Consider the following 15805-nt stretch of genomic DNA (forward strand, 5'->3'; position numbering starts at 1 on the left):
GAGTTCCCAACTTAATGATGGCAACTAAGTACGAGGGTTGCGCTCGTTGCGGGACTTAACCCAACATCTCACGACACGAGCTGACGACAGCCATGCACCACCTGTGTTCGCGCTCCCTAAGGCACTCCCAACTTTCATCGGGATTCGCGACATGTCAAGCCCTGGTAAGGTTCTTCGCGTTGCATCGAATTAAACCACATACTCCACCGCTTGTGCGGGCCCCCGTCAATTCCTTTGAGTTTCACACTTGCGTGCGTACTCCCCAGGCGGGATACTTAACGCGTTGGCTCCGGCACTACGCGGGTCGATACGCGTAACGCCTAGTATCCATCGTTTACGGCTAGGACTACTGGGGTATCTAATCCCATTCGCTCCCCTAGCTTTCGTCCCTCAGTGTCAGTTATGGTCCAGCAGAGCGCTTTCGCCACCGGTGTTCTTCCCGATCTCTACGCATTTCACCGCTACACCGGGAATTCCCTCTACCCCTACCATACTCCAGTCTCTCAGTTTCCACTGCCTTTATCTAGTTAAGCCAGACGCTTTGACAGCAGACTTGATAAACCACCTGCGGACGCTTTACGCCCAATCATTCCGGATAACGCTTGCATCCTCCGTATTACCGCGGCTGCTGGCACGGAGTTAGCCGATGCTTATTCCTCAGGTACCTTCAACTTATTATTCCCTGAGAAAAGAGGTTTACAACCCAAGAGCCTTCCTCCCTCACGCGGTATTGCTCCGTCAGGCTTTCGCCCATTGCGGAAAATTCCCCACTGCTGCCTCCCGTAGGAGTCTGGACCGTGTCTCAGTTCCAGTGTGGCTGATCGTCCTCTCAGACCAGCTACCGATCGCCGTCTTGGTGCGCTCTTACCACACCAACTAACTAATCGGACGCGAGCTCATCTCCAGGCAGCTAGCCTTTCACCCATGGGCACATCCGGTATTAGCAGCCGTTTCCAACTGTTGTCCCGGACCTGAAGCCAGATTCTCACGCGTTACTCACCCGTCCGCCACTATCTCCGAAGAGACCGTTCGACTTGCATGTGTTAAGCATACCGCCAGCGTTCATCCTGAGCCAGGATCAAACTCTCCGTTTTGAAGTGTTTGTTTAGCTCTTTGTTGAATTTTTCCCTTCAACTACGGGTTTATTCTTTACTTACGCCAAGTAAAAGCTGTATAATTGCTTTCAAACTATAGAATTTTCAAGGTTCGGCACCTTTTGGCGTCGCTCGTTTGTGCGCCCGCCTCATCAGGCACTTTTTTATATTAGCGACCTCACTTCCTACTGTCAACTAATTCCGAAAAAAAATTTTTCCGATTTTTTTGGAGCATCTCAAACCCTTATATTGTCAGGCGTAGGCAACAATAGGATATGCACTGCTATATATGTAAAGAGGTAACTCGTGAATTTTCAGTCGATAATAGCCATCCTGCATAAGTTTTGGAGCGATCGCGGATGTCTTATCGCTCAACCCTATGACATGGAGAAAGGCGCAGGTACCAAGAACCCGCATACTTTTTTAAGAGCACTAGGACCAGAACCGTGGGCTGTAGCTTACGTTGAACCTTGTCGCCGTCCTACTGATGGGCGTTATGGCGAAAATCCCAATCGCTTTCAACACTACTACCAGTACCAAGTCCTAATTAAACCATCACCAGATAACATTCAAGAGATATATCTTGATTCCTTAAGGGCTTTAGGTATCCGTCCGGAAGACCACGATATTCGATTTGTGGAAGACAATTGGGAAGATGCGACTGTAGGAGCTTGGGGTACTGGTTGGGAAGTTTGGTTGGACGGGATGGAAATCACTCAGTTTACTTACTTCCAGCAATGTGGAGGAATTGATTGCCGTCCCGTGTCAATTGAAATTACCTATGGCTTGGAGAGATTGGCAATGTACCTCCAAGGAGTCGAAGCAATGGTGAAAATCCATTGGACAGATGACATCACCTATGGAGACGTTCACCTTCAAGGAGAAATTGAACAATGCGTTTACAACTTTGAAGCGTCCAATCCTGAAATGCTGCTTGCACTATTTAATATGTACGAGCAAGAAGCGCAACAGCTGACAGAACGAGGACTGGTATTACCGAGCTTGGATTACGTAATCAAGTGCTCCCACACCTTTAACCTCTTAGATGCCAGAGGTGTTATTTCTGTAACAGAGAGAACTCGATATATTGGGAGAATCCGTCACTTGGCACGTAAAGTAGCTCAACTATATGTAGAGCAAAGAGAAAAGTTAGGTTTTCCGCTTCTCAAAAAATAGGATAATTTTTTACTGGAGTGTTATTTTGCCAACAATCAAGGTTTGTGACGAATGGTCAATCTCACTGAAGCTTTAGAACCTATTGCAGCTTGGTTCCGTTCTTTAGGTATCCCCGATATCATAGTTCATTGGGGGCACCCCGCAATGATGGGGATTGTGATTTTCGTTATGGGTAGCTTTGTCGGATTCACAGGCTGGCGGGGACGCCTTGCAGAAGACAAAGAGGTAGCAATCCAAAGCCGTAGCGCTCACCGTAAGATAGCACCATGGATGTTTTTGTTCATGGCACTTGGTTACACGGGTGGAGTTTTGTCTTTAGTGATGCAGCGCCAACCCATTCTGGAAAGTTCTCACTTTTGGACGGGTTCGATTTTACTGTTACTGTTATTCATCAACGGTGCAATTTCCTTTAGCGGGTTTGCAGGAAATAAGAGTTCGTTACGCATGCTCCATGCTTATTTAGGTAGTACAGCACTTTGTCTCATGGTCGTACACGCCTTGCTTGGTATACAACTAGGTACAAGTTTTTAACAATCCTTTGTCAAAATCTTGTGGTACTCTCAAACTAAAAGTTTAAGCTTATACAAGTACAACTTGCGTGAGTAAGTTGAATAAGTCAATAAAGTCCGCTAAAAGCGGGCTTTGCCTTTTTAGCTGCGAATTCTGTTTTCCAGGTATTGGTTTGATGATTCAGGCAAGTGGTGTCATTATATGTCTTTTCTACATTCTGGGGTTACTGTCAACAGCAGTTCCTTGGGGTGGTATTTGCGTGTTGGTTTTAGGCATAGTAGGTGCGATTTTTTCACGGCAAAAACGAATTCATCGGAGAAAATTTCTGGCAAACAAGGAAAATTCTCAAGCCTTAACTCAAACATCACTACGATCGCAACCTATTTCTTCTAAAGTATGGCTAGTTGCTGGAGTTGTGGGATTGTTAGGAAGCATCTATTTTCAAATGCGAGCCCCTCAACCTGCAAAAAACGACATAAGTCAGTTCGTTCCGTCAAAAAATAACAATCAAGAACAACTTTTTATTGTTCGGGGTGAAGTCCTTAGCACACCTCGTATAACCCGCAATCAGCGAGGACAATTTTGGTTAGAAGCAACTCAGTTAGATGAAGTCAAAAGCGACAGCAGCACTTCCGGTACAAGTAAAGGGGTAGGAGGAAAATTATACGTTACTGTACCTATACTCCAAGCCACTGGATTGCATCCCTCGCAGCAAGTTGCTGTCACTGGTATTTTATATAAACCACAACCAGCACTAAATCCTGGTAGTTACGATTTTCAAAAATTCCTCAAACAAGAAGGTACTTTTGCTGGTTTAAGCGGACGGCAAATGAGTATCTTAGATGAGGGAAATCAATGGGGATGGTGGAAAGTGCGAGAACAAATTTTGCGATCGCAAGTTCGCTGGTTAGGTGTTCCAGAAGGTCCCCTTGTCAGTGCAATGGTTTTAGGTAGCAAAGCTGTTGACTTACCCTATGACATTCGCGACTGGTTTACCACAGTAGGGTTAGCTCATGCTTTAGCCGCTTCAGGGTTCCAAACCTCCCTGATTTTAGGGGTTGTATTGGGGTTAACATCTAAGGCAAAAAGAGGAACCCAAATTCTACTTGGAAGTGCTGCTCTTTTAATCTTTTTAAGTTTAGCTGGTTCTGTTGCACCAGTTGTAAGAGCCGTCATTATGGGATTTGCAGCATTGATTGGTGTGGGATTGCAACGTAAGGTTAAGCAATTAGGTGCTTTACTGATTGCAGCAGTACTTATGCTGCTCTTTAACCCACAGTGGATTTGGGATTTAGGATTTCAGCTTAGTTTTTTAGCAACATTTGGATTAGTAACTACAGCTACTCCAATAAACCAACGATTGCAATGGTTACCATCTAGCATTTCTTCCTTAATTTCAGTCCCCATTGCTGCCATAATATGGACACTCCCTCTAACTCTACATTTGTTTAGTGTCATACCCAACTATAGCTTAATAGTTAATGTTCTTTCAACTCCATTGATTTCCATAATTAGTATTGGTGGAATTATAAGTGCATTAGTCAGCTTTATCTCAAGCGATCTTGGCAGTACTTTATCCTTGGCACTCTATTATCCCACACATTGGTTAATTCAATTAGTAGAATTTTTTGTCAATTTACCAGGCAAAAATATAGCTGTTGGTAGCATATCTATTGGTCAAATGTTGGCGATTTATGGATTGTTGAGTTTGGTTTTATTGTTAAAATGGTGGCAAAAAAGATGGTTGTTTGCATCTGCGATCGCTGTTGGTTTGATCTTCATTCCTGTTTGGCATTCTGCAAACAACCTATTTCGAGTCACTTTATTAGCGTCAGGTCAAGAACCAATTGTTGTTATTCAAAACAAAGGAAAAATAACACTCATTAATAGCGGTCATGAAGAAACAGGGACTTTAACGATACTGCCATTTTTAAAACAACAAGGTATCAATAAAATAGACTTAGCAATTGCTTCTAACTTTCAATCAAATAATGGAAATAGTTGGACAAAAATACTACAAGATTTACCAATTGCAACTTTTTATGAGTATTCTCCTCAGATAGAAAATCAAAAGAATAGTATGGCAATCCAAAAGGAATTACAAAAGAACCAAGGAACTTATCAACCATTATCAGTTGGGCAACCGATAAATGCTGATTCAATAGTTGTGCAATTACTCAATAATAAATTACCCATACTACAACTGCAAGTTGTCAATCAAAATTGGTTGTTCATAGGCGATATTGAACCAACAGAATTACGCCAGCTAAAAACAGGAGGTATTCCTCATCCCCAAGTGCTGTGGTGTTCCAGTCGCTTATTGAAAGAACTTGTACCAACACTACAACCACAAGTTGCGATCGCACCAAGTGCAAACCTCGATCCAAAAACGTTATCAGAACTGCAACAAAGTCAGACCAAACTCTTTTTTACCGGAAGAGACGGAGCAATTCAATGGACTCCTAGCGGTGAATTTGAAGCGTTTATTCAAGTGGCTGAAAATAAAACCTCAACTTTATGATCTACAGCCGCCAATGTATTTATAAAAACTACTTCATACCCGCGTCGTGTATCAATTTATTCTTCCAAGTTATAGGAGTCTTCCGAGGGTAAAATTGCAAAAGGATTGTATGACTGATGTATAATTCACTTAATATAAATTAGTTTCATCCTTATCACTTACCCACAATTTTGTGGGAATCCTGACCGGGAATCAAATCCCGTTTAAGGATGTTTTCTCAGTATTAGGACTGAACTAAAGGACATATTTAATACTATATAAAGTCATGGCTCTCATTGTTCAAAAATACGGTGGTACGTCGGTTGGTTCTGTAGAACGCATACAAGCTGTAGCACAGCGCGTCTGTAGATCTGTGAAAGCAGGAAACTCGCTAGTCGTTGTAGTTTCCGCAATGGGAAAGACTACGGATGGACTTGTTAAACTAGCTTACGAATTGTCAAAAACTCCCAGTCGTCGGGAAATGGATATGCTGCTTTCAACTGGAGAGCAAGTATCTATTGCTCTACTTAGCATGGCAGTTCAGGAACTCGGACAGCCAGCTATTTCCCTTACAGGTACACAAGTAGGAATTGTAACTGAAGCCGAACACACACGCGCTCGGATTTTACGTATTGAAACAGAACGGATTCAACGCCATCTTAATCAAGGTAAAGTTGTCGTAGTCGCAGGCTTTCAAGGAATTACCAGTACTGAGGAATTAGAAATTACAACTTTAGGGCGTGGTGGTTCAGATACTTCAGCTGTGGCATTGGCAGCTGCATTGCAAGCTAATTTTTGCGAGATTTATACCGATGTACCGGGAATTTTAACGACTGACCCCCGTTTGGTTCCAGACGCACAATTGATGGATGAAATTACTAGTGATGAAATGCTAGAACTTGCCAGTTTGGGGGCGAAAGTATTACATCCCCGTGCTGTAGAAATTGCCCGAAACTATGGAGTTCCTTTGGTAGTGCGTTCTAGCTGGACAGATGACCCCGGTACTTGGGTTATGTCACCCAAACCGCAACCACGACCGTTAATTAATTTAGAAATTGCTCGTCCGGTAGATAAAGTAGAATTTGATACCAACCAAGCAAGGGTGGCTTTGTTGCGCGTACCGGATAAACCAGGTGTAGCAGCACGGTTATTTGGTGAAATTTCCCGTCAAGATGTAGATGTCGATTTGATTATTCAATCAATTCACGAAGGGAATACAAACGATATTGCCTTTACTGTAGTGACATCAATATTAAATAAGGCAGAAGCTGTGGCTGCTGCAATAGCTCCAGTTCTTCGATCTCACAATAGCACTGCTTCAGAAGAAGCTGAGGTGATGGTACAGCAAGATATTGCTAAAGTCAGCATTGCAGGCGCAGGAATGATAGGTCGTCCTGGTGTTGCTGCTCAGATGTTTGCTGCTCTTGCGGAAGCTGGTGTTAATATCCGCATGATTTCCACTAGTGAGGTGAAAGTTAGCTGTGTTATCGCTGACACGGATTGCGATCGCGCTGTCACAGCTCTATGTCAGGCATTTGAGATATATAGTTCTTCCACTCCTCCCCTCTCTCCCCCTCTCCCCGTTCCCCCTTCTCCTCCACCTCATGTCAGGGGTGTTGCTTTGGATATGAATCAAGCACGATTGGCAATTCGCCAAGTCCAAGACCGTCCGGGAACAGCGGCAAGGATTTTTGGGCTGTTGGCACAACATAACGTCAGCGTAGACACGATCATTCAGTCCCAGCGCTGTCACGTGATAGATGGCATTCCTACACGAGACATTGCTTTCACCATCGCCCGAATTGATGCAGAAGCAGCACAAAAAATGCTTCAGCAAAGTGCAGACGAATATGGTTGGGGTGAAGTTGTTCTAGATAGCGACATTGCTAAGGTGAGTGTTGTGGGTGCTGGTATGGTAGGTCAACCAGGTGTCGCCGCTAAAATGTTTGAAGCACTAGCAGAGCACGGAATTAATATCCAAATGATTGCTACTTCAGAAATTAAAATTAGCTGTGTTGTAGCACGTGAGGAAGGTGTCAAAGCTTTGCAGGCTATCCACGCAGCATTTGAGCTTGCAGGTACTGAAAGAATTCAAGTACCTGCGTAATCATGCCATAAGTACTTATACAGAACCAAAGAATATTCTTGTTGTTCCAGGCGAAATGTTTACAAAATAGGCATTTCGCCTGTCCTATATCCAGAATCTGATACCAAGTTAGGCTCATACACCATACTCTTTCTCTTATCTACCTCGCCCTTCCAAGGTCTAGCATGAGTGTTGTAGCGTAGAAAATCAAAAACTTCCCTGAGATAAAAAGAGTGACAAAGAATTTATAATTTTTTAGTAGTAATTTCACGGTAATTTTATGTTCCAATTCTTTAGTAGGCAAATTCCGTGGTACTGTTAAGTTTAATTCTCTTGCATTCTCTACTAATTTTTCAAATTAAATAAAATGTTAGGGCTAGATAGACTATCAGTTTGTTTAAGGGCAGGAATGTATCTAATCGTAAAATGGATACATTGAACTTAATGATTGAGTAAAGGCTGGACATGAAATTAGTTTTCAAATTAATTGATTAGAATTTTTTGAAGTTTTACGTTTTTAGGTAATCTTATATGACTTAATTCTCTAAGACAAGCTTAAAAAATATCTTCAGGTAGGAATTAAGACCAAAAGCCAAGTAGTACAGACATTAAAATTTATTCATGAAGCAAAAAATTAATAATTAACTGGTCACTCATAGAAAGGAAATAGGGGGAAATTTTGAATACAAAAACTTTGCGTCTTGAATGGTTCTCGAATATAAAAGCAGATATGTTATCGGGAGTTTTAGTAGCTCTAGCACTGATTCCTGAAGCGATCGCATTTTCCTTCGTTGCTGGTGTCGATCCAACCATTGGATTGTATGCTTCTTTTTCTATGGCTGTAGTAACAGCTATTGCAGGAGGACGACCGGGCTTAATTTCAGCTGCTACTGGCGCAATGGCGTTGTTGTTGACAACTTTAGTCAAAGAGCATGGATTGGATTATCTGTTTGCCACAACAATTGTCACAGGTATTCTCCAATTCCTCATAGGTTGGTTCAAATTAGGTCACCAAATCCGGTACGTCCCACGGGCTGTGATGAATGGCTTTCTCAACGCCTTAGCAATTTTAATTTTTGTAGCGCAGTTACGGCATCTTATAAATGTGCCTTGGCAAGTTTATCCCATGGTAGCAGCAGGTCTTGCGATCATATACATCCTACCCCGATTTACAAAAATCCTCCCGTCACCATTAATCGCCATTCTTGTTTTGACAGCCATTTCTATTGTTGGTCATATTAATATTCCTACAGTAGGTGATATGGGAGAATTACCCACAACTCTCCCAGTTTTAAGAATCCCTCAAGTACCGCTCAATCTAGAAACTCTGCAAGTAATACTTCCTTACGCAATTCCCCTGAGTGTAGTTGGTTTGTTGGAATCACTATTAACAGCATCAGTTTTAGACGAACTCACAGACACCCCCAGTGACAAAAACAGAGAAGCCAGAGGTCAGGGAATTGCCAACATTATCACGGGGTTTTTAGGAGGAATGGCGGGGTGTGCCATGATCGGTCAATCGCTCATCAACATTAGGACTGGAGGGCGCACTCGTCTTTCAACCCTCAGTGCAGGTGTTTTCTTACTATTTTTCATCCTAGTTATGGGTCATTGGGTCAAGCAAATTCCAATGGCATCATTGGTAGCAGTGATGATAATGGTTTGTATTAGTACATTTAGCTGGTCTTCAGTTAAAACTTTACATTTAGTACCAAGACATGAAATTGTCGTTATGGTGACAACCATTTTTATCACATTAATGACCCACAACCTAGCCTTTGGAGTCGTTGTGGGAGTAGCGCTGAGTGCAGTTTTGTTTTCACGTAATATTGCTAAGGTTGTCTTCGTTGACTCAGTTCTGGGCGTAGATGGGAATTATCGCATATATAGTGTTGCTGGGCAATTGTTCTTTTTATCAACAGACACCTTTCTAGCAGCTTTTAACTTTAAAGAAAATTTAGATCGTGTCAAGATTGACCTGACTCACGCTCATTTATGGGATCAAACAGCAGTTGCAGCTATTGATAAGGTCGTTCTCAACTTCCGCCGCAATGGTATAGAGGTAGACTTGGTAGGATTAAATGAAGCAAGTGCTACATTAGTCAATAAACTTGCCGTTCATAATAAATCGGGTGATTCTGCAACTCAACCAGTTCATTAACTTGTCTTTATTTCAACATACCTAATTTAGTATTGCAACTGATAACATCAACCCAGTACCCATACTGCGATACAAAATTTTGCAATCTTGGCTTTGACGCTTCAATCTTGGGCAATATCAGATCGGCTCCCCCAATTATGGTATGGTCATTTTTACGAAGACGAAGCCTAAAAAGTCTCTTGTAATGCGGTTTCTCAGGGTAGATTCGTCCGTTATCAATAGTTGCTTGGTAGGCGCGACAAACAGCGATCGCTTGAATTTACGGAGAAATTTCATCAAAATATAGGTTGTATAAAACCTGACAAGCCCCCGATATATAAAAAAGCGATCGCGATTTTATACTTGGCATTTTGATATTGCTGCTTGCAATAACTCAACATCTATATCCCACCAATCTTGCAATTTAACCAATGCAGAATACAGGCGATTATCGCCTATTGCCAGTGCCGCTTCCACAGATAATCTTCCCACGCGATCGCTTTCTAGTTCTCCAATCAATGGCTCGATGACCCGTTCATCTTTTCTAATTGCCAAACCCAATAATGCTTCTCCACGAATTTCCGCAATTGTGTCATCTTCTCCGACTTCAGAAAGGATACGCCGATATAAAGCATCTCGAATTTCCTGGGTATCGATCTCTATTTGCGAACCCAAGCCAAAAGTTGCCCAATTTCTTATATCCTTATCTTCGTCAGCAGATAATTCGATTAATGTTTGAATAGCGGATTCATCTTCCTGACAACTCAAACCTAAAACAACACTCATGCGAACGTCACTATCAGCACATTTGTCACAAGTTAAGGCTACAAGGCAGTTGTCAAGGGGATTTTAGAAGATGCTTGAAAGAAAAACTCCTTGGAGCCTCGCTGTTTTTCTGGGAATGGTGCGACAATTAACCTAACGTTCGCTTTTCGTTGTCGTTTAACAATACCTAAATCTTGATTTTCTGGAGCGGCGAAATATTTAACTGGGTCTGTAACTAAACCTTTTTGATGAGCCACATAAAAATGATAAAGACCGCGATAAATCATTTCGCGCATAAATGGAGTCAAATGGTAAAGAAAGCTCATCAGCCACAGCATCGCCTAAATCTACGCGCCACAGCATAAAACAACCAAGTCCCCCAAATCTGTAGCTGAATTCCATTAATGGAACCTGTCCATAAATAACTGAGACCTAAGAGCCTTTTGATTATATTAAAAGCATCTTCAATCCGCCATCGTCTTCGATATAAATCAGCAACGACGTAGGGAGGTAAAATGGTTGGGTCAAGTACACTCGTTAAATAAGAATGCCAAATTTTTCCTGAATGAATTTCGATGAGACGTAAAGTGACAAATGGGGTCTTCTTCGTGCCAGAACCCAGTTTTATTAAACGGTCACGCAGAGAATAGCTGTCTGTAAATACCCGCTCAACCTTAATGGCAGCCCCTTTCTTAAGTCTAGTAATAAAATGAACTTCTTGTTCAATTAATTGAAGCCAGAAGCTAAAATGGTAAAATCCTCTATCCAGTAACAGCAAAGTTTTGGCTGGGACTAAATTTAAAATATTTTCTTCTAGTTTGGTATCAGAAGCTCTGGGATTTTCTTGAAACCAAATTTCTACAGGTAATCTGGTCATTAAATCAATGACTGTTGCCATTTTAAGAGCTAATTGCCCAGTAGGGACATCTTCTAAGCTTTTGAGCTTACAAAACAACGCCTCTAACGTTGAACTATCTATTATCCAAATTTGGGAAAATTTAGGAAAAGTAAACTGAAGACTTTCAGGTATTGGTCGTTTATTTCTACTGTGCCAAGCCGTTATCAAACTGGGTAATAAATTTTTAAAGACTTGCTCAAATAATTCTGCAGGAAAACTTAAAAATCGTTGCGAGAGTGCTTGTTGAGTAACGGCAGTAGGTTTACACCATAAAAAACATAGATCGTGCTAACATTCTTGTCAGCTCCGTGACTCCCGCCACGTCTCGCCATAGTAAGGTTAACACTGCTGCAACCATTAATGGTAAGTTGAGAATTCTGCTTCTTAATCCCAGGTTACGGTAGTAGTTTTCTTGACTTGTGATTGCTGGTGTGAGTAATGCGGACAGTTGCTCTGCAATGACTTCGTCTTCTACCATCGGTCTGTGAGTCTTTTTGGCGTGGTCACGAGAGCGTTTTTCGGTTGCCGCTCATGGTAGCTCACACAATCCCTTAATTACTGATCTAGTCTGAGTTTCACATGATTTCTCCTCAAGGCGAATATTACTTGAAGACTATTAATAATGATAATCGCAAGGGGAGGGGGGAGAGGCAGCCTAAGGCTGCCTCTCCCCCCTCCCTCCCCTTATTTGATTATCATTCTTTTAAAAAATATTTCTACATTTGGACGTATTGACAAAATACACTTATTTTTTACTTGTTACCAATGCAGAACAACTGTTACTGTATCAGCAGCAGTTAAAAGAAGAAAGAACTACATTAGAAAACCTAGCAGCGTTAATGGCTCAACGGGAGCAACAACTAATATCACAAAAAGCTGTCGATGCAATCGTTAACTATATTGACTCAAAAGCCGTTGAATCAACCTTCATGGAAACGTTACCAGAATTAACCGAACAACTGTTAATGTATCAGCAGCAGTTAAAAGTTTCAACAACCACATTAAACGACTTTGGGGCGGTGATTACTCAACAGTTACAACGACTTTCATCTTCGTCAAATGTCGATGTAATTGCTCTTAATAAAGCTCAAACATTAACTCCATCTCAACCAAAGCTAACTCCAAACCATATAGCCGAGTTATACAAGTATTACAGTGCTGACTTGCATTCCTTATTAGTGACTGACCGAGACAAAGAAATTGCTTTTAGAGCATTATTAGATAATCAGCCTGACCAAAATGTAGAAGAAATTCTCCTAGCTAGTCCTGCTGGATGGACTAGTGATGAGGCTAAAGCATTAGTTCTAATTGCTAACAATCGACTGGCAACTCATAAACAACAACAACAGAGTAAACCTCAGTTTACACCACCACCAGAAGATGAAAGTTTACGGCGAATATTACAGTATTACCTTACTCAAACACGCGGTTTAACCAATTACCTTGTAGGGGCATTACAACGCCAGGGGTTAGGTTACATCGACCAGCAGAAAAATGTTGTCTTTATCAAGCGCGATCTCAACGGTGAAAAGTCAGGCGCACTGGTTTGGGACACTCATCGAGAAGACAATCGGTGTATGGAGTACCCTGAAAATAGCGATCGCTTTTCGGGATGGTTTTACCTAAAATTGGGTGGAGAGCTTGACGATAAAATCGAAAGAGTTATCCTGTGTGATTCCCCAATTGAGGCACTCTCAATTGCACATATTGATAGAGATGCACACAAAGGACAACCACCAGTTAGAACAATGTACATGGCAGTGGATGACCCGAACTCGTTGCCCCTTGAATTGCTCAAGAATGTGAACAGAATTGCTTTGGCATTTAATAACGATGAACAGGGCAACCAAACAGCCCAACTTGTTCAAAAAATTCTGCCGCAGGCTAAAAGAGTTGAACCGTCTGGGGTGACTTGGAATGAGATTTTGATTGAAGCGAAGCAGCGAGAAATCGAACAGCAGAAACAACGCTCAAGGGGTTTTAGTCGATGAGTCGTGTTGAGCCGGCGAACTCGTTGCCGCGAGGCTCAACTCTTGCGGTGCTGGGACGGGGCAGTAGTCTCCTTGTACGGATGCCTAGTTTATCAAAGCCCCGCCCAGCACTTCGCTATCGCCGCCTAATTGCAACGAGTTCTTAAATCTTCTTAAATATTAATATGACTTTTATATAGACATAAATCTATGCCGTACTATCAAAAATCAATTAATGACTTATAGAATTTTGTACAAGTAAGAAACCGAATTAAGAAAAATTTGATTACTCTGCTAAAAAGCTTTACCTATAAGGTTTCTGAGAGCCAATAGTGGTTAACTTCCTTGCGCGGTTGTGGCTGTAAAAAGTTCTTAATGAACCCTAAGTAAAGGGTAAGCGCCAACGCTTGGCGGCTGGTGATAGGCTCTCTAAGCGTTGACCCTTTTACTCAAGCTTTCTCAACTAAAGTCTTCTTCAGGTTTTCAATTGAGTTATCAAATACTTAAGTTTTCATTCCAAATCTTACTGATAATTCTTTAATTTCTCCATCCTCTAACTTACGAAAAAGTGGCTGGATCACATCAACTGCATGACCGGGAGACAAAGCATCAAAATTAACGCTCTCGCTTATCTTTGTCATTCTGTCAGCATCAGACAGGTGCAACGCATCAAAAAGCTTTGTAGAAGTAAAAGGAATAATTGGAAAAGAAACAAGTGCGTAAATTCTAATTAAGTTAATGCAAATACGCACCACTTGGGCTGCTTCTTCACGATTTTCTTTAATTAGCTTCCACGGCTCTCTTTCATCGATATATTTATTACCAACAGACCATAAGGAATAGAGAGCTTCTATTGCCTTGCGATACTCAAGATTTTTTAGGGAATCACAGTATTTGTTAACAAGCTGTTGGCAAGTCTTTTGTAAATCCTGTTCTCTGCCACCAAAAACGCCACCATTTGGAACAGTTGCACCAAAATTATTCGCGGTAAACTTAAGAGTTCGATTCACAAAGTTACCAAATGTATCAGCTAACTCCTTATTAACCTTAATTTGAAATAACTCCCAGGTAAAAGCCGAATCAGCAGATTCAGGAATCATTGATAAAAGACTATATCGCCAATAATCCGCAGGTAAAATACTCAATGCCTGATCTAAGAATACCCCTCGTTTTGCACTAGTAGAAAACTTTCCACCATAATATGTCAACCAGTTAAATCCCTTAATTTGGTCGGCTAGTTTCCAGTTTTCTCGCGTACCTAGAATCATTGCTGGAAACATAATAGTGTGAAATGGCAAGTTATCCTTAGCCATAAATTGCACATATTTGGTATTTTCTGTATCATGCCACCAGTTTGACCAATTTTGAGAATTTTCTAGTCCCCATGCTTGAGTTGCAGAAATATATCCAATAGGTGCATCAAACCAAACATAAAAAACTTTCCCCTCAAAACCTGGACAGGGAACAGAAACTCCCCAATTCAGATCACGAGTAATACATCTGTCTTGAAGTCCTTCATTTAACCACTTCATCGCAATTGATTTAGTGAGATTAGACCAATTTGGATGTTTCTCAACCCAAGTTTTTACCTCTTGCGAGAGTGTAGAAAGCTTTAAGAACAAATGTTTAGTTTTTCGGACTTCCAAACGCTTGCTTTGTGAGATTGCAGAACGTGGTTCTATTAAGTCAGTCGGCTCTAGCAAAGATGTACAATTTTCACATTGGTCTCCCCTGGCTGAAGTATATCCACAATGGGGACAAGTCCCAATAATATATCTATCCGGCAAAAAACGTTCATCATCAACAGAGTAAACCAGACTAATCTCTCGTTCCTCGATAAAACCGTTTTTCTCAAGATTTTTATAGAAATGCTGGGTTAGCTCATAGTTATAGACTGATGAGTTACGACCGAAATAGTCAAACGATAAACCAAGGTTTTTGTAAATTTCTGCCTGGAGTTCATGCAACCTTTGACAGAAAGTTTCTACATCAAGTCCTACTTCATTTGCAGCTATTTCGGTAGGTGTACCATGTTCGTCAGTAGCACAAATAAAGAGAACTGTTTCACCTTCTTGTCTCAAGAAACGAGCATATACATCTGCTGGGAGCATGGAACCTACAAGGTTCCCCAAATGTTTGATTCCGTTAATATAGGGCAACGCGCTGGTGATTAAATACCTTACCCTATTGTCAGGATTATTTTGAGACGTTATAGATAAAGTGGAGAATTTACAGTACCTCCATGAAGGCTGTTATTTTAAATCTCTATTACTTCATATAATACACAATATTCCAAAGTTTGTGACGCATATAAGTTTTTTGCAAGGCAACCAGATTTGGCTCAGTTCTAAAAATCAGGCCCGACTGCATAATAGAGATACGCAGCCGAAGCTCTCCTCACTCTTGCTCCGGCTTGTTTGTGGCAACCAATTTAAGAAATACTGTTCTTAACTTTCTTACTTTGGGGCAGTATATCTCATGGTTAGCATCTGCTGTAATGAGGTGTTCTCTCCTGAAACAACAAAAACGCTCGTCACAACAACGCAGTTTTCTCCTGTCATGTAGTTGTAATTGGAGCATTGGTAACAAGTAAAAAATAAGTGTATTTTGTCAATACGTCCAAATGTAGAAATATTTTTTAAAAGAATGATAATCAAATAAGGGGA

General features: G+C 41.3%; 8 protein-coding genes, 1 rRNA gene and 1 pseudogene (1 of these 10 cut by a window edge). 6 read left to right on the forward strand and 4 right to left on the reverse strand.

Going from position 1 to position 15805, the window contains the following annotated elements; translation table 11 throughout:
* Positions 1-1094, reverse strand: a 16S ribosomal RNA gene (locus AB0756_RS08665) (it extends 395 nt beyond the left edge of the window).
* 306 nt (positions 1095-1400) lie between these two features.
* On the opposite strand from AB0756_RS08665, the gene glyQ reads away from it, so the two are divergent.
* From glyQ to AB0756_RS08690, 5 genes are all read left to right on the forward strand, one after another.
* On the forward strand, positions 1401-2270 hold the full coding sequence (gene glyQ / locus AB0756_RS08670) for a glycine--tRNA ligase subunit alpha (protein WP_050045570.1): 870 nt from the start codon (positions 1401-1403) through the stop codon (positions 2268-2270).
* 51 nt (positions 2271-2321) lie between these two features.
* Positions 2322-2801, forward strand: coding sequence for a DUF4079 domain-containing protein (locus tag AB0756_RS08675; protein WP_038077874.1), 480 nt, complete (start codon positions 2322-2324; stop codon positions 2799-2801).
* A 154-nt stretch (positions 2802-2955) separates the two neighbouring features.
* Complete coding sequence (locus AB0756_RS08680) at positions 2956-5301, forward strand: ComEC/Rec2 family competence protein (protein WP_038077873.1); 2346 nt, start codon at positions 2956-2958, stop codon at positions 5299-5301.
* A 265-nt stretch (positions 5302-5566) separates the two neighbouring features.
* Entirely contained in the window at positions 5567-7387 is a 1821-nt protein-coding gene (locus tag AB0756_RS08685; protein ID WP_038077870.1) for an aspartate kinase, read from the forward strand.
* Between the two features lie 658 nt (positions 7388-8045).
* Positions 8046-9527, forward strand: a complete 1482-nt coding sequence (locus tag AB0756_RS08690) for a SulP family inorganic anion transporter (RefSeq protein WP_038077868.1) — start codon at positions 8046-8048, stop codon at positions 9525-9527.
* Positions 9528-9863: 336 nt separating this feature from the next.
* Here AB0756_RS08690 and AB0756_RS08695 read toward each other — a convergent pair whose 3' ends face one another.
* Positions 9864-10292, reverse strand: a complete 429-nt coding sequence (locus AB0756_RS08695; RefSeq protein ID WP_050045571.1) for a HEAT repeat domain-containing protein — start codon at positions 10290-10292, stop codon at positions 9864-9866.
* 38 nt (positions 10293-10330) lie between these two features.
* Positions 10331-11647: pseudogene (locus tag AB0756_RS08700) on the reverse strand (IS4 family transposase).
* A 244-nt stretch (positions 11648-11891) separates the two neighbouring features.
* Here AB0756_RS08700 and AB0756_RS08705 point away from each other — a divergent pair.
* On the forward strand, positions 11892-13160 hold the full coding sequence (locus AB0756_RS08705) for a DUF3991 domain-containing protein (RefSeq protein WP_137986233.1): 1269 nt from the start codon (positions 11892-11894) through the stop codon (positions 13158-13160).
* 482 nt (positions 13161-13642) lie between these two features.
* On the opposite strand, the gene metG is transcribed toward AB0756_RS08705, so the two are convergent.
* On the reverse strand, positions 13643-15352 hold the full coding sequence (gene metG, locus AB0756_RS08710) for a methionine--tRNA ligase (protein ID WP_038077866.1): 1710 nt from the start codon (positions 15350-15352) through the stop codon (positions 13643-13645).
* Positions 15353-15805: the final 453 nt, after the last annotated feature.

Source organism: Tolypothrix campylonemoides VB511288_2 (assembly GCF_045999855.1).
Lineage (GTDB): Bacteria > Cyanobacteriota > Cyanobacteriia > Cyanobacteriales > Nostocaceae > Scytonema > Scytonema bouteillei_A.

What these genes read in the sequence shown, in the direction of transcription:
- AB0756_RS08675 (WP_038077874.1), top strand. Translation starts at nt 2,322, where the DNA reads ATGGTCAATCTCACTGAAGCTTTAGAACCTATTGCAGCTTGGTTCCGT.
- AB0756_RS08680 (WP_038077873.1), top strand. Translation starts at nt 2,956, where the DNA reads ATGATTCAGGCAAGTGGTGTCATTATATGTCTTTTCTACATTCTGGGG.
- AB0756_RS08685 (WP_038077870.1), top strand. Translation starts at nt 5,567, where the DNA reads ATGGCTCTCATTGTTCAAAAATACGGTGGTACGTCGGTTGGTTCTGTA.
- AB0756_RS08695 (WP_050045571.1), bottom strand. Translation starts at nt 10,292, where the DNA reads ATGAGTGTTGTTTTAGGTTTGAGTTGTCAGGAAGATGAATCCGCTATT.